14 protein-coding genes are annotated in these 19,471 nt (G+C 70.6%); 11 read left to right on the top strand and 3 right to left on the bottom strand.

Annotated features, from left to right (window positions below; all coding sequences use genetic code 11):
* The first annotated feature begins 15 nt into the window (after positions 1–15).
* From Ate02nite_RS10625 to Ate02nite_RS10615, 3 genes are all read left to right on the top strand, one after another.
* Positions 16–1,707 (top strand): ABC transporter ATP-binding protein, encoded by a 1,692-nt coding sequence (locus Ate02nite_RS10625; protein ID WP_203802954.1) that lies wholly within the window; start codon positions 16–18, stop codon positions 1,705–1,707.
* The gene (locus Ate02nite_RS10620; protein WP_203802953.1) at positions 1,704–3,530 is read left to right on the top strand and encodes an ABC transporter ATP-binding protein; all 1,827 of its coding nucleotides are present in this window, start codon (positions 1,704–1,706) and stop codon (positions 3,528–3,530) included. The genes Ate02nite_RS10625 and Ate02nite_RS10620 overlap by 4 nt, the downstream gene beginning before the upstream one ends.
* Positions 3,531–3,661: 131 nt before the next feature.
* A complete protein-coding gene (locus tag Ate02nite_RS10615; RefSeq protein ID WP_203802952.1) occupies positions 3,662–4,408 on the top strand; it encodes a HEAT repeat domain-containing protein in 747 nt (248 codons plus the stop codon).
* A gap of 47 nt (positions 4,409–4,455) precedes the next feature.
* Here Ate02nite_RS10615 and groL read toward each other — a convergent pair whose 3' ends face one another.
* Positions 4,456–6,105 (bottom strand): chaperonin GroEL, encoded by a 1,650-nt coding sequence (gene groL, locus Ate02nite_RS10610; RefSeq protein ID WP_203802951.1) that lies wholly within the window; start codon positions 6,103–6,105, stop codon positions 4,456–4,458.
* Positions 6,106–6,175: 70 nt separating this feature from the next.
* A complete protein-coding gene (gene groES, locus Ate02nite_RS10605) occupies positions 6,176–6,484 on the bottom strand; it encodes a co-chaperone GroES (RefSeq protein WP_023358324.1) in 309 nt (102 codons plus the stop codon).
* A 212-nt stretch (positions 6,485–6,696) separates the two neighbouring features.
* Between groES and Ate02nite_RS10600 the strand changes: the two genes are divergently transcribed.
* From Ate02nite_RS10600 to Ate02nite_RS10565, 8 genes are all read left to right on the top strand, one after another.
* Positions 6,697–7,872, top strand: a complete 1,176-nt coding sequence (locus Ate02nite_RS10600; RefSeq protein WP_203802949.1) for a class I SAM-dependent methyltransferase — start codon at positions 6,697–6,699, stop codon at positions 7,870–7,872.
* Between the two features lie 52 nt (positions 7,873–7,924).
* On the top strand, positions 7,925–8,410 hold the full coding sequence (gene ybaK / locus Ate02nite_RS10595) for a Cys-tRNA(Pro) deacylase (RefSeq protein ID WP_203802947.1): 486 nt from the start codon (positions 7,925–7,927) through the stop codon (positions 8,408–8,410).
* A gap of 378 nt (positions 8,411–8,788) precedes the next feature.
* Positions 8,789–9,889: a sugar ABC transporter substrate-binding protein gene (locus Ate02nite_RS10590; RefSeq protein ID WP_203802934.1), complete on the top strand. Its 1,101-nt coding sequence runs from the start codon at positions 8,789–8,791 to the stop codon at positions 9,887–9,889.
* 159 nt (positions 9,890–10,048) lie between these two features.
* Positions 10,049–10,864 (top strand): ATP-binding cassette domain-containing protein, encoded by an 816-nt coding sequence (locus tag Ate02nite_RS10585; RefSeq protein ID WP_203802931.1) that lies wholly within the window; start codon positions 10,049–10,051, stop codon positions 10,862–10,864.
* On the top strand, positions 10,861–12,117 hold the full coding sequence (locus Ate02nite_RS10580; RefSeq protein ID WP_203802929.1) for a sugar ABC transporter permease: 1,257 nt from the start codon (positions 10,861–10,863) through the stop codon (positions 12,115–12,117). Before Ate02nite_RS10585 ends, Ate02nite_RS10580 begins: the two co-directional genes overlap by 4 nt.
* Before the next feature lie 31 nt (positions 12,118–12,148).
* A complete protein-coding gene (locus Ate02nite_RS10575; protein ID WP_203802927.1) occupies positions 12,149–13,327 on the top strand; it encodes an ROK family transcriptional regulator in 1,179 nt (392 codons plus the stop codon).
* A gap of 67 nt (positions 13,328–13,394) precedes the next feature.
* The gene (locus Ate02nite_RS10570) at positions 13,395–14,354 is read left to right on the top strand and encodes a hypothetical protein (protein WP_203802925.1); all 960 of its coding nucleotides are present in this window, start codon (positions 13,395–13,397) and stop codon (positions 14,352–14,354) included.
* A complete protein-coding gene (locus Ate02nite_RS10565) occupies positions 14,351–16,042 on the top strand; it encodes a peptidase M16 family protein (protein WP_203802923.1) in 1,692 nt (563 codons plus the stop codon). The genes Ate02nite_RS10570 and Ate02nite_RS10565 overlap by 4 nt, the downstream gene beginning before the upstream one ends.
* A gap of 57 nt (positions 16,043–16,099) precedes the next feature.
* On the opposite strand, the gene Ate02nite_RS10560 is transcribed toward Ate02nite_RS10565, so the two are convergent.
* Complete coding sequence (locus Ate02nite_RS10560) at positions 16,100–19,147, bottom strand: S8 family serine peptidase (protein WP_203802921.1); 3,048 nt, start codon at positions 19,145–19,147, stop codon at positions 16,100–16,102.
* Positions 19,148–19,471 lie beyond the last annotated feature (324 nt).

The raw sequence follows: 19,471 nt of genomic DNA, 5'->3' as shown, positions 1-19,471 counted from the left end.
TAACGTCGGGCCCTGATGAGACAGCTACCCGTCGCCGATCTCGGCGAACCTGACAGCCGATCCGCCACCCACTACCTGGGCTGGCTGGTCCGGCGGTTCGGGCGCACCGTCTACCCGGCGATCGCGCTGGCGGTTCTCTGGATGCTCTGCCAGACCGTGGTGCCGGCCATCGTCGGCCGGACGATCGACGCCGCGGTTCGGCACGACGGCCGTGATCTGGTGCTCTGGGCGCTGGCCGGGTTCGCGGCGGGCGCCGGTCAGGCCTACTTCGGGGTGAGCCGGCACCGCTTCGCGGTGGCCAACTTCCTGAGCGCGATGTTCGCCACCGTGCAGATCACCGTGCGGCAGGCCGCCCGGCTCGGCTCGGTGTTGCCCCGGCGCATCGACACCGGCGAGGTGGTCGCGATCGGCACCGCCGACATCCGGGCGGTCGGCGCGGCCATCGACATCACCGCCCGTGGCACCGGCTCGCTGATCGCCGTGGTACTGGTCACCGTCATCCTGCTCACCACGTCGGTGCCGCTCGGCCTGGTGGTGGTGCTCGGCGTGCCGATCCTGATGGCGGTGGTGGGTCTGCTGATCCGGCCGCTGCACCACCGTCAGCAGCTCTCCCGCGAGCAGCAGGGCCGGCTCACCGGCCGGGCCGCCGACCTGGTCGGCGGGCTGCGGGTGCTGCGCGGTGTCGGCGGCGAGGCGGTGATCGCCGAGCGATACCGGGTGGAGTCGCAGGCGCTGCGCGCGGCCGGGGTGCGCACCGCGCGGGTGGAGTCGCTGCTGGAGGCGGCCCAGGTGCTGCTGCCGGGGATCTTCCTGGTGCTGGTCACCTGGCTGGGTGCGCGGTTCGCGGTGCGCGGGCACATCACGGTCGGCCAGCTCGTCTCGTTCTATGCCTACGCGGCCTTCCTGGTCGCTCCGCTGCGGCAGCTCACCGAGGCCCTCGACAAGCTTACCCGCGGGCACGTGGCCAGCCGCCGGGTGGTGACGCTGATGGGGGCGACCACCGACCTGCCCGACCCACCTTCGCCGCGGCCGGCCGATCAGCTCGCCGGTGAGCTGGCCGACCCGGAGTCCGGTGTGGTCATCCGGCCGGGCGAGATCACCGCGCTGGTGGCGGACGACCCCGCCGACGCGACCCGGATAGCCGACCGGCTCGGCCGTTACGCCGAGGGCGGCCTGGTCGCCGGGGTTCCGCTCGACGAGTTCGCGCTGGCCACGGTCCGCGAGCGGATCCTGGTGGCCGACAACGACGCGCGGCTGTTCACCGGCCCGCTCCGCGACGACCTGGACCCGCGCGACACCGGCCGGCTTCCGGCCGCGCTGCACGCCGCGGCGGCCACCGACATCGTCGAGGCGCTGCCCGACGGCCTCGACAGTGAGGTCGCCGAGCGCGGCCGCACTTTCTCCGGCGGGCAGCAGCAGCGGCTGCGCCTGGTCCGCGCGCTCGTCGCCGACCCGGAAACGCTGATCCTGGTCGAGCCGACCAGCGCGGTCGACGCGCACACCGAGGCGCGCATCGCCGACCGGCTGGTCATCGCGCGCGCCGGGCGCACCACCGTCATCTGCACATCCAGCCCGCTCGTGCTCGATCGCACCGACCGGGTCTGCTACGTCGAGGAGGGCCGGGTGATCGCCGTCGGCCACCACCACGAGTTACTCACCACCGAAGCCCGCTATGCCCGAGCGGTGCTGCGCGAGGACCAGCCGTGAGCGCGCTGCTCCCGATCGCCGGCACGGCCCAGGTGCGCCGGTACGCCCGCGACCTGTTCCGGCGTAATCCGCGGGCCCTCGGCATCATGGTCGGCCTGCACGTGCTCGCGGCGCTCGCCGGGCTGGTCGGGCCCCGGCTGCTCGGTGATCTCGTCGAGTCCATCCAGCACAGTAAGGGCGTCGAGGCGATCGACCGTCTCGCGGCGTGGATCGCCGGGTTCGTCGTGCTGCAGGCGGTGCTGACCCGCTTCGCGCATCTCGCGTCGGCCCGGCTCGGTGAGCGGGTGCTGGCCGACCTCCGGGAGGAATTCGTCGAGCGGGTGCTGGCCCTGCCGCTGTCCACGGTGGAGCGAGCCGGGAGTGGCGACCTGCTGACGCGGACGACGAGGGACGTGGACGCGCTGTCCCGATGCGTCCGGCTCGCCGTGCCGGAAACGCTGATCGCGGTGATCACCGGGATTCTCGTACTGGTCGCCATGGTCCTGGTCTCCCCGGTGCTCGCGTTGGCGCTGCTGGTCGCCGTCCCGGTCCTGGTGATCGGCACCCGGTGGTATTTGAAACGTGCCCCCGAGGCCTACCTGAAACAGAACGCCACCTACTCCACCGTCACCGACGGGCTGGCCGAGACGGTCGAGGGCGCGCGCACTGTCGACTCGCTGCGCCGGGAGCAGCAGCGCATCGACCGCACCGACACCGACCTGCACCGCACCTGGCTGGCCGAGAAATACACGCTGTTCCTGCGCACGGTCTGGTTCCCGGTGGTCGAGGTCGGTTACGTGCTTCCGGTGGTGGCGGCGCTGCTGGTCGGCGGCGCGCTCTATCTGAACGGCGAGGTCACCCTGGGCCAGTACACCGCGGCGGTGGTCTACGCCCAGATGCTGATCGACCCGGTCGACCGGCTGCTGAGCTGGCTCGACGAGCTGCAGGTCGGGACGGCGTCGCTGGCCCGGCTGCTCGGTGTCGCCGAGGGCGAGCCGGAGCGGTCGGCGGCCGAGGTGCCGGTTCCGGCCGGCACCGGGATCGAGGTGCGCGGGGTGCGCTTCGCGTACGTGGCCGGGCGCGAGGTGCTGCACGGCATCGACCTCACCCTGACGCCGGGGGAGCGGCTCGCCATCGTCGGGCCGTCCGGGGCCGGGAAGTCGACGCTCGGCCGGCTGCTGGCCGGCGTGCACCAGCCCACGGCGGGCACGATCACGGTCGGTGGGGTGTCGCTCGACGACCTGCCGCTCGACCGGCTGCGCACCGAGGTGGCGCTGGTCAGCCAGGAACACCACGTGTTCATCGGCACGGTCCGGGAAAATGTCGCGATGGTGCGGCCGGGCGTCGGCGAGGACGAGGTGCGGGCGGCGCTCGCCGCGGTGAACGCCCTCGACTGGTCGCTCACGCTGCCCGGTGGGCTGGACACCGAGGTCGGGGCGGGCGGGCATCCGCTGTCGTCGGCGCAGGCGCAGCAGATCGCGCTGGCCCGGCTGGTGCTGGCCGACCCGCACACGCTGGTGCTGGACGAGGCGACCTCGCTGCTCGACCCGCGGGCGGCCCGCGACCTGGAGCGATCGCTCGCGGCGGTGCTGCACGGCCGCACCGTGGTGGCGATCGCCCACCGCCTGTTCTCGGCCCACGACGCCGACCGCGTCGCCGTGGTCGAGGACGGCCGCATCACCGAGCTGGGCTCGCACGACGAACTGGTCGCCGCGAACGGCCCCTACGCCGCGCTGTGGCGCTCCTGGCACGGCGAGCGCACCCCGGCCGACCGCGGAGAAACCAGCGCCGACCTCATCGCCGACCACAAAGGGGCGCGTGCCACCGGCGCAGCATCATTCTGACGGCCTGCTGGCCCGTCGGGCCTGACCTGGTCCAAGTGGTCCGGCGGGGCGGCGTGGGACGAGCTGCGGCCGGGCCGCAACGTGCCGAACGGCCCGGCCGAAGGCGTGGTTGCCGGGCCTAGACTGCGGTCGTGGGGCGGCGTGCGCAGTACCGCGACGAACTGGCTGGGCTCGAGGCGGGCCGGTGGCCGGCTTACCTCGCGGAGCACTCGGGGCTGCCGGGACCGCGGGCCAACATCGAGCTGGCCCAGGCAGCCGCCGACGCCGGCGACGCGGCGATCTTCGACCGGCTGATCGCGAGCGGCGAGGAATACCCGGTCTTCTGCGGCGTCATCGGCCTCGGCCGCTTACTCGCGGAAAAGCCGGGCGAAGCGGAAAAGCCGGGCCAGGCGGAAGAGCCGGGCCAGGCGGAAGAGCCGGGCGCGGAGCGGCTGCGTGGGCATGCCCGCGACGGGCGCTGGCGGGTCCGGGAGGCGGTCGCGATGGCCCTGCAGCGGCTTGGCGACGCCGACCGCGGTCGCCTGCACGCCCTGGTCGCCGACTGGTCCAGGGCCGACGACCCGCTGGTGTTGCGGGCCGCCGTGGCCGCGATCTGTGAGCCGCGGCTGCTGGACACCCCCGAGTCGGTGACCGCCGCGCTGGATACCTGTGCGGCCGCGACCGACTGGTTGGCCGGGGCGCCGGCCGGGCGTCGTCGCGATGACGACGTGCGGACGCTGCGGAAGGCGCTCGGCTACGGCTGGAGCGTGGCGGTCGCGGCCGACCCCGCGACCGGCCTGTCCCGGTTCCAGGCGCTGTCCCGGTCGCCCGATGCCGACGTCGCCTGGATCGTGCGCGAGAACGGAAAGAAAGCCCGGCTGGCCCGGCTGAGGGGGTAAAGCAGAAAGGCGCGCCGAAGGCGCGCCTTTCCCGGGTAGAACCCCGATCAGAAGCCGGGGCCGTGCTGGTGGCCGTGGCCACCGTGGCTGTGCCCGTGCCCGCCGCCGGCGGCGGGCTGCGCCTCGGCCGGCTTGTCGACCACGAGGCTTTCCGTGGTCAGCAGCAGACCGGCGATCGAGACGGCGTTGGTGACCGCGTTGCGGGTCACCTTGACCGGGTCGATGATGCCGGCCGCGGCCAGGTCGACGTACTCGTCCGTGGCGGCGTTGAGGCCGTGGCCCCAACCCAGCTCGGCGACCTTGCCCACCACGACGTAGCCGTCGTGGCCGGCGTTCTGCGCGATCCAGCGCAGCGGCTCGACGAGCGCCTTGCGGACGATCGAGACGCCGATCGCTTCCTCGCCCTTGAGGCCGAGGCCGCCGTCGAGTTCCTTGGCCACATGCGCGAGGGCGGCGCCGCCACCGGGGACGGTTCCTTCCTCGACGGCCGCCTTGGTCGCCGCGATGGCGTCCTCGATGCGGTGCTTGCGCTCCTTCATCTCGACCTCGGTGACGGCACCGACCTTGATCACGGCGATCCCGCCGGAGAGCTTGGCCAGCCGCTCCGACAGTTTCTCCTTGTCCCAGTCGGAGTCGGACGCCTCGATCTCCTTGCGGATCTGCGCGACCCGGTCGGCGACCTCGGCGGACTTGCCGCCGCCGTCGACGATCGTGGTGTTCTCCTTGTCGACCACGACGCGCCGGGCGCTGCCCAGCATGTCGAGGGTGACCTGGTCGAGCTTGTAGCCGAGCTCGGGCGCGATCAGCTCGCCGCCGGTGGCGATCGCCAGGTCCTGCAGCATCGCCTTGCGCCGGTCGCCGAAGCCGGGAGCCTTCACCGCGGCGACCTTGACGGTCTTGCGGATCGCGTTGACCACCAGGGTGGACAGGGCCTGGCCCTCGACGTCCTCCGCGATGATCAGCAGCGGCTTGCCGGACTGCAGAACCTTCTCCAGCAGCGGGAGAAGCTCCTCGATGCTGGAGATCTTCTGCGTGGTGATCAGCAGGAGCGCGTCCTCGAGGACGGCTTCCTGCGACTCGGCGTCGGTCACGAAGTTCGGCGAGATGAAGCCCTTGTCGAACTGGAGACCCTCGGTGACCTCGAGCTCGGTCAGCATGGCCGAGCCCTCCTCGACGGTGATGACCCCGTCGCGGCCGACCCGGTCCATCGCCTCGGCGATCAGCTCGCCGATGGTGGAGTCCTGAGCCGAGATGGTGGCCACGTTCGCGATCGCCTTGTGGTCGGCGACCTCGACCGCCTTGGCCAGCAGCGCCTTGGAGACGGCCTCGGCGGCCAGGTCCATGCCGCGCTTGAGGCCGAGCGGGTTGGCCCCGGCGGTCACGTTGCGCAGGCCCTCGCGGACCAGCGCCTGCGCGAGCACGGTCGCCGTGGTGGTCCCGTCGCCGGCGACGTCGTTGGTCTTCGTCGCCACCTCCTTGACCAGCTGCGCACCAAGGTTCTGGTACGGGTCGGAGAGCTCGATCTCCTTGGCGATGGTGACGCCGTCGTTGGTGATCGTGGGCGCGCCGAACTTCTTGTCCAGGACGACGTTGCGGCCGCGCGGGCCCAGAGTGACCTTGACCGTGTCGGCGAGCGAGTTGACGCCGTGCTCCAGCAGGTGCCGGGCGTCGTCAGAGAAGCTGAGAATCTTCGCCATTTTTAGGTCCTTTCAAGCACCACCGCCCTGACCCTCAATGAGGGTCAGGGCGGTGAGCACTGTCAGTAGGTCACTTCTCGATGACCGCGAGGACGTCGCGGGCGGAGAGCACCAGGTACTCCTCGCCGGCGTACTTGACCTCGGTGCCGCCGTACTTCGAGTAGAGAACCGTGTCGCCGACCTGAACGTCGATCGGAACGCGGTTGCCCTTGTCATCGATGCGGCCCGGGCCGACAGCGAGGACAGTGCCCTCCTGCGGCTTCTCCTTGGCGGTGTCGGGGATCACGATGCCCGACGCAGTGGTGGTCTCAGCCTCGTTCGCCTGGACCACGATGCGGTCCTCGAGCGGCTTGATCGCAACCTTGGTCGCGGTAGTCACGGGCATACCCTCCTGGGTAATTTGACGCTGGATGCCTCATGCCACCGGGCGGGGCCGTCGTCGCGGGTGCCGGTCCGCCTGGTGCCTAACCGCTCGCCCGTCGGGCGCGCGGCTGGCACCCTCATTGTGAGAGTGCTAATCGCGAGGTTATGCCGGAACTAGCACTCCGTCAACCAGAGTGCCAGTCTCGTCATGCCGGGGAGAATGCCTGCGTGACTCCCGAGCTGCTGGACCTACTCCGTACCCCCGAAGGGGTGAATGCGCTGGCTGCTGCCGCGTCGGTGGATCAAGGAGAACCGCTGGCCGCGGCATCCGCGATGCGGTCGCGCGGCATCGCCGCGGACCTCGCGGCGGCCGCGCTCACCCAGATCGACCTGCGCCGCCGGGCGGCGGCCAAGTTCGGTCCGGCCGCCGAACGGATGTTCTTCACCCGCCCCGGCCTGGAGCAGGCGACGCGATCGGTCGTCGCGGACCGGCGGGCGGCGCGCCTCGCGGCGGCCGGGGTCAAGACCTTGGCCGATCTGGGATGCGGCCTGGGCTCCGACGCGCTGGCGGCGGCCCGCGCCGGCATTGAGGTGTACGCGGTGGAAGCCGACCCGACTACGGCGGCGGTGGCCGCGGCGAATGTGGCGGCGCTCGACCTGACCGACCGGATCAGGATCGAGTGCGCGGACGCCACGTCCGTACCGGTGGAGGATTTTGACGCTGTCTTCGCCGACCCGGCCCGTCGGCGAGCCGGCCGTGGCCGGGTGTTCGACCCGAAGTCGTACTCCCCGCCCTGGGATTTCGTGGCCGGACTGGCCACCCGGGTCCCGCGAACCGTGCTCAAGCTGGCCCCCGGCATCGATCACGCCCTGCTCCCGCCGGGCGCCGAGGGGGAGTGGGTGAGCGTCGGCGGCGATCTGGTCGAGGCGGCGTTCTGGTGCGGCCCGCTGGCGTCGGCACCCCGCCGGGCCACGCTGCTGCCCGGCGGCGAGCTCACCGGCACCGGCATCGAGCGGGCCCCGGTCGGCGCGGTCGGCCGGTTCGTCTACGACCCGGACCCGGCCGTGGTGCGCTCGCACCTGGTGGCCGAGTTCGCCGCCACGGTTGAGGGTCGGCTGGGCGACCCGGACATCGCCTACGTCTACGCGGACTCCGCCTCCGATACTCCGTACGGCCGGCGGCTGGAGATCACCGACGTCCTTCCGTTCTCGCTGAAACGGCTGCGCACCCTGCTCCGGGAGCGGGGCATCGGCCGCCTGGAGATTCGCAAGCGCGGGTCCGCCCTGGAGCCCGACCAGCTGCGCAAGGACCTCCGGCTGTCCGGCACCGAGTCGGCGTCGATCGTCCTGACCCGGGTGGCCGGCGCGCCCACCGTGCTGCTCTGCCGCCCGCTGGGAGCTTGAGGCAGATCCGCCCGACAAAAGGGAAGACTCTGGCCGGAGTACCTTTTCGGTCATGGCGAAGAGGCCCGCGGCCGGAACCCCGGCCACCGCAGTGCTCGCCGACCAGAGGGTCGAGCACACGCTGCACCCGTACGACGTGTCGCCGGACGCGCCGAACTACGGGGCGCTGGTGGCGCAGGCGCTGGGGATCGACGCGGCCCGGGTCTTCAAGACGCTCGTCGCCGAGGTCGACGGCGGGCTGGTGGTCGCGGTGGTGCCGGTGACCGGCGAGGTCGATCTCAAGGCCCTCGCCGCGGCGGCCGGCGGCAAGCGGGCGGCGATGGCCGAGCGGGCCGTGGCCGAGCGGAGCAGCGGTTACGTCCGAGGCGGAATAAGTCCGCTCGGACAACGAAAGAGACTGCCCACGGTGGTGGACTCGTCGGCGCTCGTCCTTGATCGGATGTTCATCTCGGCGGGCCGCCGGGGGTTACAGGTGGCGCTCGCGCCGGCCGATCTGATTCGGCTGACCGGTGCGGTTACCGCCGCTATCCGGACATAAAGGCCGATATTTCCAGCTGGCCCTCGGCCGTTACGACAACGTTACGGGCCTGCGGGATCTTTCTCCCGAGAACGGGAGAGATCGGGCAGGTCGGCGACTTAGCGTAACTGTGTGAGCCACCTGAAGCTGCCGGCCCAGACCGGCCTGCGGCTGCCGGAAGGGCCGAAATCCCTGTATCACCGCCGTGTTGCCGGATTGTTATGCCGGGTTACGAGATCCCCGGGGCGCACCGCTTGTGCGACAGGCCGCAACGGGAATACGTTGCCGGGCACAACAAACTAGCTCCTGATCACTTAGCGTCTCGGGGAGCGACACTCCCGACAGCGCACACCATCGAATCCAATCGAAGGCCCGGTTTTACCCGAAAGGACACAAGGAATGCGTAAGGGACTGTTCGCCCTCGCCGCCGTGGGCCTGCTGGCCACCGGCAGCATTGCTGCCTGTGGCGACGACAGCAGCAGCGACACCGGTAGCACCAGCAGCTCGGCCAAGGGCAAGGTTGGCGTCATCCTTCCTGACACCAAGAGCTCGCAGCGCTGGGGCACCGACGACCCCAAGTTCCTGAAGGCGGCGTTCGACGCGGCCGGTATTTCAGTGGACATCCAGAACGCCCAGGGTGACAAGACCCAGTTCCAGACCATCGCCGACGGCATGATCTCGAGCGGCGTCAAGGTCCTCATGATCGTCAACCTGGACTCCGGTACCGGTAAGGCCGTGCTCGACAAGGCCAAGGCCGCCGGCATCGCGACGATCGACTACGACCGCCTCACCCTCAACGGTGCCGCTGACTACTACGTGTCGTTCGACAACGTGAAGGTCGGCGAGCTGCAGGGCCAGGGTCTGGTCGACTGCCTCACCGCGAACAAGGCCGTCAAGCCGGTCGTCGCCGAGCTCAACGGCTCCCCGACCGACAACAACGCGACCCTCTTCGCTCAGGGTTACAACTCGGTTCTGGACCCGAAGTACGCCGACGGCACCTTCGTCAAGGGCCCGAACCAGGACGTGCCGGACTGGGACAACACCCAGGCGGGCACCATCTTCGAGCAGATGCTGACCTCGAACAAGGCCATCAAGGGCGTCCTCGCGGCGAACGACGGTCTCGGTAACGCGGCCATCACCGTTCTGAAGAAGAACAAGCTCAACGGCCAGGTCCCGGTCACCGGCCAGGACGCGACCGTGCAGGGCCTGCAGAACATCCTCGCCGGCGACCAGTGCATGACGGTCTACAAGGCGATCAAGAAGGAAGCCGACGCTGCCGCCGAGCTGGCGATCGCGATCGCGAGCGGCCAGAAGCCCACCACGGCGACCGGCAGCATCACCGACCCGGAGTCGAAGAAGGACGTCCCGTCCGTTCTGCTGACCCCGCAGTCGATCACGAAGGACTCCGTCAAGGACGTTATCGCCGACGGCTTCGTGACCAAGGACGCGATCTGCACCGCCGACTTCGCCAAGGCTTGCACGGACGCAGGCATCAGCTGACCCAGCGTTGGTGACGGGCTAGTCCCGCACGGCTGACTACGGCGCCGCTCACTCCCCCCGGGGTGTGGGCGGCGCCAAAGTTGGGTCAACCCCCCCACCCGATCGCCAGTGGCGGAGCCACGACGACGAACTTCGGTCACTAAGCGAAGGAGAACCACCGTGGCCGCCACACCCCTCCTGGAACTCAGCGGGATCGACAAGAGTTTCGGTCCTGTTCAGGTCCTGCATGACGTCGGTCTGAGCGTCTATCCCGGCGAGGTCACCGCTCTGGTCGGCGACAACGGCGCCGGCAAGTCGACCCTGGTCAAGTGCATCAGCGGTATCTACACGATCGACTCCGGCACGGTCACGTACGACGGCAACCAGGTGGCGATCCACAGCCCGCGCGACGCTTCCGCGCTGGGCATCGAGGTCGTCTACCAGGACCTCGCGCTCTGCGACAACCTGGACATCGTCCAGAACATGTTCCTCGGCCGGGAGAAGAAGCGCGGCATCGTGCTCGACGAGCCGACCATGGAGCAGATGGCCGGCGACACCCTCGCCAGCCTCTCGGTACGCACCGTGAAGTCGCTCCGGCAGCTCGTCGCCAGCCTCTCCGGTGGCCAGCGGCAGACCGTGGCGATCGCCAAGGCGGTCCTCTGGAACTCGCGGGTCGTGATCCTTGACGAGCCGACCGCCGCCCTCGGTGTCGCGCAGACCGCCCAGGTGCTGGAGCTGGTGCGCCGCCTGGCGGACAACGGCCTCGGCGTGGTGCTGATCTCGCACAACATGAACGACGTCTTCGCGGTCTCGGACCGGATCGCCGCGCTCTACCTCGGCCGGATGGCCGCCCAGGTCAAGACCACCGATGTGACCCACTCTCAGATCGTCGAGCTGATCACTGGCGGGCGTAGCGGCAACATCGGCCTGCCGCCCGAGAAGCCCTCCGACTTCGGCGGCGAGATCGTCGACATCACGCCGGGAGGCGACAAGTGACCACCACCACGACCACCACGGCCGGCGGCGTCAAGGTAGTCAAGCCGACCGTCGGGAGCCACCTCAACGATTACTGGGGCCGGGTGCGCGGGGGCGACCTCGGAACCCTGCCGGCGGTCCTCGGACTCCTCGTCCTGTCGCTGATCTTCGGCGTCGCGCGGGACACGTTCTTCAGCGCGCTCAACTTCGCGAACCTGTTCTCGCAGGGCGCGCAGGTCATCTTCATCGCCATGGGTCTGGTCTTCGTCCTGCTGCTGGGCGAGATCGACCTGTCGGCCGGCTTCGCCTCCGGCGTCTGTGGCGCGATCATGGCGATCCTGCTGACCAACCACGGCTGGGAGTGGTACACCGCCATCCCCGCGGCCATGATCACCGGCATCGTGATCGGCTTCGTCCTCGGCTTCCTGGTCGCGAAGCTGGGCATTCCGTCGTTCGTCGTCACCCTGGCCGCGTTCCTCGCCTTCCAGGGCATCCTGCTGAAGCTGCTCGGCGGCGGCAAGAACATCTCGATCACCGACACCTTCGTGCTGAAGCTGGCCAACAGCAACATGTCGGTCTCGGTCAGCTGGATCATCGCGATCGTCGTGGTGGTCGCCTACGCGGGCGTCCAGCTGAACAACGTGCGCAGCCGGGCCGCCCGGAACCTGGTCACCGACCCGATGGGCATCGTGCTGATGCGCATCGCCGGTCTGGCCATCGTCGTGCTGCTGACCACCGGGGTTCTGACCCAGGAGCGCAGCATCAACCCGGTGCTGAACTCGGTGAAGGGCGTGCCGTTCGTCGCCCCGATCATCGCGGTCTTCCTGGTCGTCTGGACGTTCGTGCTGGGCCGCACCACCTACGGCCGGCACGTCTACGCGGTCGGCGGCAACACCGAGGCGGCCCGCCGGGCCGGTATCCCGGTCGACCGGATCCGCATCTCGGTCTTCGTGATCGGCTCGTTCATGGCCTCGATCGGCGGCATCATCGCGGTCAGCCGGGCCAACTCGGTCGACCCGAACACCGGTGGTAGCAACATCCTGCTGTACTCGGTCGGCGCGGCCGTCATCGGCGGCACCAGCCTCTTCGGCGGTAAGGGCAAGGTCATCAACGCCGTCATCGGTGGCGCGGTGATCGCCGTCATCGACAACGGCATGGGCCTGATGGGCTACCAGGCGGGCACGAAGTACATCGTGACCGGTCTGATCCTGCTGGTCGCGGCAAGCGTCGACGCCCTGGCCCGGCGCAGGGCGGCATCCACCGGAAACCGATGAGAAGGATCCTGGGAACGGGGGCGGCGCGCTGATGCGGGCCGGCCCCAGCCAGGAGGAGGTACGCCGGCACAACCTCGGGACCCTGCTGCGGTACGTGCATGTACACGGCGCGACCTCCCGGGCGGAACTCACCAGCCGGCTCGGCCTCAACCGCAGCACCATCGGGGCCCTGACCGCCGAGCTGACCACCGCAGGGCTGGTCAGCGAGGCGGCACCACGTGAGACCGGCCGGGCCGGACGACCTTCGCTGGTCGTCCGGCCCGAGTCGTCAATGGTCTACGCGTACGCGCTGAGCATCGAGGTGGACCGGCTGCGCGCGGCCCGGGTCGGCCTCGGCGGACGCATCCTGGACCGGCGCGAGACCGACCGGCCGCGCGGCATGCAGGTGCTCGACGCGGTCCAGCCGCTCACCGAGTTCGTCCACGAGATGCGCCGCGAGGTGCCGGACGGCGCCCGCTACATCGGCACCGGAGTCGCGGTGGCCGGCATGGTGCGGCGCGACGACGGCATGGTCCGGCTCGCGCCGACGATCGGCTGGGTGGAGGAGCCGGTGGGTGCGGCGCTGCGCGCCGAACTGGGCGACGGCCACCTGACCGTGGGCAACCACGCCGACGTCTCCGCGCTGGTCGAGCACGCCCGCGGCGCCGCCGCGGGCTGCGACAACGTCATCTACCTGTACGGCGACGCCGGCGTCGGCGCCGGCATCATCGCCGACGGCCGCCGCGTCTCCGGCCACGGCGGGTACGGCGGCGAGGTCGGCCACATGGTCGTCAACCCGTACGGCCGGGAGTGCAGCTGCGGCTCGCGGGGTTGCTGGGAAACCGAGATCGGCGAGTACGCCCTGCTCAAGCACGCCGGCCGGGGCGACGACACGGGCCGCGAGGCGGTGCTGGGCGTGGTCGACGCGGCCATGCGCGGCGACAGCCAGGCCCAGTTCGCGGTGCGCCAGGTCGGCGAGTGGATCGGCTTCGGCGTCGGCAACCTGGTCAACATCTTCAACCCCGAGGCCGTCATCTTCGGCGGCACCCTCCGGGACGTCTACCTGGTGGCGGCGGCCCAGATCCGCAGCCGCCTGAACGCCATCGCGCTACCGGCCTGCCGCGAGCACATCCGCCTGCGCACCCCCGAGCTGGGTTACGACGCGGCCCTGATCGGCGCCGCCGAACTGGCCTTCGAACACCTCCTCGAAGACCCGCTGGTGATCAGCTGATCGGTGGCCGAAAGCACCTGGTCAGGCAGGACCCTAAAAGATCAACTTCGGCGTACGCTCGCGAGCCGTGTCCGACCCCGCAAGCGCCGTTGTGTTCGATCCGGCGGCCGTGTTTCCCGAAGTGACCACCGTTCGCGCCGCCCTGGCCGCTCGTGACTGGGGCGCCGTGCGCCGCGTGCTGGATGCCGCGACGCCGGTCGCCCGCACGACGCTCATCCGCATCGGCAGCGAGGGCGACCACCTCGAAGACTTCCTCCGGTACGTGGTAGGTGCCGACCCGAACGACACGGCCGCCGTGGCGATGCTCGGCAATCACCTGATCGAGGTGGGCTGGAACATCCGGAGCGACGCTCGCGCCGAGCACGTGTCGCGGCAGCAGTTCGACAGCTTCCACGACTGGCTGCGCCGGGCCGAGGTGGTTCTGCTCGACGGGGTGGCCCGCCGGCCGGACGACCCGACCCTGTGGGCGGTTCGGCTGATCTCGGCCCGGGGCTTGGGCCTGGGCCTCGCCGAGACCCGCCGCCGGTACGGGAAGCTGGCCGCGCTCGACCCGAACCACCTGCCCGGTCAGTGGCAGTTCCTGCAGGGCCTGTGCCCCAAGTGGGGCGGTAGCTGGGCGGAACTGCAGCGCTGGTGCCGGGAGACGATGCTGGCGGCCCCGCCCGGCGCGCTCCAGGCCGGGCTGGTCGCCGACGGGCACATCGAGCGCTGGCTCGACGCCGGCGGTGGTGCCCAGGGCGTGGCCTATCTGCGCGGTGACGTGGTCCGGGCGGAGATCTACGAGGCCGCACAGCGGTCGATCTGGCATCCCGGGTTCTCCCGGGAGCATGGCTGGGTTGACGTGGCCAGCAGCTTCGCGTTTCTCTTCGCGATGCTCGAGGACCAGGCCGCGACCGGTGCGGTCTTCCGCCTGCTCGGCAACGTCGCCACCGAGCTGCCGTGGAGTTACCTGGCCGGCGATGATCCGGCCGGGCACATCCGGCAGACCCGGGAGTGGGCGCTGTCCGGCTCGGGGGTGACCCGATGATCAAGCAGACCTCGATCGACGGGGTTCCCGTCCTGCTGGCGCCGACGACCGGGCCGGCCCGGGCCGGGCTGGCCTTCCGAGTCGGGTACGCCGACGAGCCGCTGGCCCGGCACGGCATCACCCACCTGGTTGAACACCTGGCGCTGCACTCGGTGGGCGTCGCCGACTATCACTACAACGGCGCGACCGGCGCCGAGTTCACCTACTTCCACATGCAGGGCGGCGAGGCGGAGATCGCCGCATTCCTCAACGGCGTGTGTGCCTCGCTGCGGAACCTGCCGATGCACCGGCTGGCCGTCGAGAAGGAACTGCTTCAGGCCGAGGCCAACGGCCGTACGCCGGGCGTGGCCGAACCGATGGCGATCTGGCGGCACGGCGCGCGCGACTATGGCCTGAGCGGCTACCCGGAGTGGGGGCTGCCCGCCATCACCGAGGACGAGCTGCGTGACTGGGTGGCCCGCTACTTCACCCGGGAGAACGCGGTGTTGTGGGTGGCCGGCGACGCCATACCCGCCGACCTGCGCCTGGACCTGCCGGCCGGGGTGCGGATGGCGGCGCCCCGGCCATCGTCGGCGCTGCCGGTCACGCCCGCGTTCTTCCCCGGTTCGTCCGGCGTGGTCGTCTGGGACGCCGCGGTGCCGCGCTCGACCGCCGCCGGGATCTTCGCGTCGGTGCTGGAGCGGGTGATGTTCCGCGAGCTGCGCCAGGACGCGGGGCTTTCGTACACGGTGCAGACCGACTACCAGACCCTCGGCCGGGACAGCGCGATCGTCACCGCGGTGGCTGATTCGCTGCCGGAGAAGCAGGGCGCGGTGCTCGGCGCCTTTGTCGACGTGCTCGCCACCATGCGGGTCGGCCGGATCGACCCGGCCGACGTGACCGCCGTGGTCAACAAGCGGATCGAGTCACTGCGGCACGCCGAGGACGTCGCGGCGCGCCTGCCGGCCCAGGCGTTCAACCTGCTCACCGGGCGCGCGGTCGAGGAGATGGAGCAGGCGGTGGCCGAGTCGCGGGCGGTGACCGTGGCCGACGTGGCCGAGGTGGCCGCCCGAGCCTGGAGTACCGGGCTGGTGATGGCGCCGAACCGGGCCGACTGGGCCGGCTTCACCGCGGCCCCGGCCGGCTCCGACACGGCGGTCGCCGGCCATCAGTTCCTCTTCCAGGCGGAGCCCGCGGACCGGCTGATCGTCGCTCCGGACGGGGTCAGCCTGATCACCGGGGACGGTGTGTCGACCGTGCGGCATGCCGAGTGCGTCCTGGTGCGGGCCTGGCCGGACGGCGCCCGGCAGCTGATCGGCCCGGACGGGACCGTGATCCGGGTCGAGCCGACTCTGCTCGCGGACGGGGCGCGGGCGGTGGCGGCGGTCGACGGCGGGATCCGGCCGGGGATCCGGGTTTACCAGCCGGCCCGCGACCCCCGCCAGGTGCCGCAGCCGCAGGGGCAGGTCCAGCCGGTCGCGACGCCCGCCCCGGTGAGCTCGCACGACCGTACCGTCGGCCTGCTGGGTTTGATTTTCTTCTGGCCGTTGGTCGTGTTCTTCGGCGCGCTGACCGCCCTGTTCGCTATCGGCGCGCTGGCGGACAGCGAGGACCGCGGCATTGTCATCGGGCTGACCGTCTTCTGCGCGGCGGTGACGGCGGGCGGCGTGTTCGGCGTCCGGCGCTCGGCGCGTCGTCGGCGGGGGTAACGCTGACGTGAAGCGGCCCGGGACTCGATGAGTCCCGGGCCGCCTGTCAACGGGTGATCAGTGCGCGCTGACCGGGATCAGCTGGGCCTCGTCACGGCTTCGGTTGTCGTGGGTTACCACCAGGAAGCCCTTGGCCGGGCTCTTGGCGAACTCGGCCTTGTCCAGCTGGACCGTCTGGGTGACGGTCTGGTTGGGGGCCACCGGGAGGGCGACGCCGGTGGTGAGCGACGGGGTGAACGCGTTGAAGGTCGCCTTGGTGGCGATCTCGTCGTCGTTGCCGTCGATCAGGCCGATGCTCTCCGCGTGGTAGGTCAGCCGCGGGCTGTCCGCGGACAGGCACGGCGAGCCCTCGGCGCAGAGCTGGGAGACCAGCACCGGCAGCACCAGGGTGCTGCTGTCGAACGGCGCGTCGGCGAAGAACTCCAGCGTGCCGTCCCCGGTACGCAGGTCGAACACCGCCGTGACCAGCTCGCCGGTGAGGTCACCGGTGGTGAGCAGGCCGTAGTCGACGCCCACTACGTCGTAGTCGTCGGTGCCGTCGCCGTTGACGTCGACGTAGATGTCGAACTCGTTGCGGGCGGCGTTGGACAGGCGGTTGTGGGTGTTGACCGCGAACGCGATCGCCCCGTCGGCCGGCAGGCTCTGCACACCGACGGCCCGCAGGTCGGCGGCGCCGGTCTCGGCGTCCCGGCCGTCGGAGAGGCCCCAGGCGTAGAAGTCGGCGAGGCCGGAGACCGCGCCGTGCCGGTTGGTCACCGTGGCGGTGGCCGAACCCGAGCGGCGCAGCTTGCTGGTGTCGACCTTGGTGTTGATCTGCGACACCGACTGCGGCACCAGGTAGTACGGCACTCGCAGGGCGACGCCGTTACCCACCGGGGTGAAGGTCACCAGGCCGGCGACGTCCTGGTACTGGGCCGAGTTGCCCGCAGTCGCGGCCGGCACCTGCACGGTGACGCCCACCGTGGTCTCACTGCGACCCGGCACGGTCACCCGCTTCTTGGACAGCTTCACGGTGTGTGCGCTGCCGCTGGGAAGGCTGGTGGAGACGGTGTAGGTCTGGGCCGACCGGCTGAAGTTCTTCAGCTTGACGACCTTCGTCTTGGCGTAGTTGCGGTCCAGCTCGGCGAAGCCGTAGTTGAGCGTCGCCGTGTTGGTGTCGCCGAGCGCGACGACCTGGGTGTCGACCGCGCCGGGAGCCTGGATCAGGCCGGCGCCGTCGAGCCGCGTGCTGTAACCGGCGACCCCGCCCGGGTTGGCGGTGTTGACGATCGCCGCCTTCCAGTACGAGACCTTGCGCCAGTCCGGGTGCGCCTGCTTGACCAGGGCGGCCTCGCCGGCGGTGTGCGGAGCGGCCATCGAGGTGCCGGACTCCACCACCGCGCCGGTGCCGGTGCCCACGCCGACCGACGAGATGCTCACGCCGGGCGCGGTGACGTCCGGTTTGAGCCAGCTGTCCCCGGTGCGCGCGCCGCCGGACGAGAAGCTCGCCGTCGCCGTGTACGTCGGGTTCTGCAGCTGGTTGTTGGTCAGCGTGGTGGTCTGGCCGTCCGCGGCGACGATGGCCGCGGCGGACGTCGACGGCACACCGAGGAACGGGATGGTGACGTTGGCCGGCTCGCCGTTGTCCGGGTTGCTGGTGATCGCACCCTCGTACGGCGGGTAGGAGGCGGCGTTGTTGACCATCAGGACCGCGGCGGCGCCGGCCGCCTGGCCGTAGACCGCCTTCGCGACCCGGCCACAGGTGCCCCGGGCCACCACGGCGAGCTTGCCCTCGACGCCGGCCGCGGTGAAGTCCGCGACGGAGCAGCCGAGCGAGATGCCGCCCACGCCGTTACCGACCACCTTGATCGGCAGCGAGGTGCCGTCGGCGAAGGTGGCGCCGTTGGCGTTGATCGCGTCCAGCCCGATCGACAGGTGCGCGCCCGGGAAGGACGGGGTCGGGTCGTTGGCCGCGACGCTGATCGTGCTGGTCGCGACGGACGGGCTGCCCACGATGTACGGCGCCGCGCCGGAGTTGCCGGCCGAGGCCACCACGATGACGCCGTCCTTGGCCGCGTTGTCGGCCGCGACCGACTCGGGGGCGTCTGCGGTGCCGAACGGCGAGCCGAGCGACATGTTGATGACGTCGATGTCGTTGGCGACGGCCCAGTCGATCGCGTCCACCGTCATGTCGGTGGAGCCGTCGCAGCCGAAGACGCGGATCGCGTACAGGTCGGCCTTGGGGGCGACGCCGGGTCCGACCAGCCAGGAGTTGGCGCTGATCGTGTTCTTGTCGTACGCGCCCTTGTAGGTCTTGCCGTTGGCCAGGACACCGAAGCCGCCGATCGTGCCGCCGACGTGCGAGCCGTGGCCGTTGCAGTCGAGCGGGTTCGCGTCGGGGTGCGGCACCGGCTGGTAGGAGGCGCTGGCCGGGTCGGCGTTGTAGCTGTCGCCGACCAGGTCGATGCCGCCCTTGACCTTCGCGGCCTTCGGGCCGAACAGGGCCGGGTCGGCCGCCGTGGTCTCCTGGGCGTGGGCTGCCTCGTAGGCGGCCGTGGTGCCGGGACCGCCGAAGTCGGCGTGCGTGTAGTCGATGCCGGTGTCGATGACGGCGACCTTGATGCCCTCACCGCGGTACTTGTCCGGGGTGTTCCAGACCGTGGGGGCGCCGATCAGCGGCACGCCCTTGGTGTTGTCCGGCTTCACCGTCTGCACCGCGTGCACGGCGACCACGCCGGGCGTCGCCGCCAGCGCGTCCAGCTCGCCCGCGTTGACCCGCACCTTGATGCCGTTGTAGGCGTGCTGGTAACTGCCCAGCACGGTGCCGCCGAGCTGGCGGGCCTTCTTCTCGACCGGAGCCTGGTCCGACCGGAGCTTGTCGCGTCGCTGCCGCTTCTGGGTGTCGGTCAGCGGCGTGGCGGCCGCGGCGTCGGCCGCTGCCACCGGTGCGTCGCTGAGCTGCACCATCACGGTCACCGGGGTCTTCTGCAGACCGGCGGGGACCTTGGTGATTTTTGATCCGGCCGGGACCGGCTTGAAACTCTGCCGCAGGCTCGGGGCGGCGGACGCGGCAGACGATGCCGACACCACGCCCATCGCCGCGGTCAGAATTCCAATACCGGCCATTACCGTGAATCGTTTGCTAAGTCTTTTATCGCCCATTCGGGCCGCCTTCCTAGCGCCGCGCGCGAATGCCCGACCGGCCACCGTGGACACGGTGCGCACCCGGAGCACTGCACGCCCTCCCCAATACGCGGCCGGCCGACGACGAGGACATCGTCAGTGACCGATCTTGCTGGAGTCTGCCGGGATTTTGTTTCCGGCACCATCCCTCAACCGGCATCTATTTCTGCGTATGGAAATACATGCTGAGGTGCGCATCTGAGTTGAGCGGGCGGGTTCGATGATCACTGAGTCGTAAGGTTTGTCGCCTCGCCGGCGGAGGAGAAT

The sequence above is a fragment of the Paractinoplanes tereljensis genome (genome assembly GCF_016862435.1).
Taxonomy (GTDB): Bacteria; Actinomycetota; Actinomycetes; order Mycobacteriales; family Micromonosporaceae; genus Actinoplanes; species Actinoplanes tereljensis.
The sequence above is the reverse complement of the archived record's forward strand: the minus strand, read 5'-3'. Positions and strand labels throughout refer to the sequence as shown.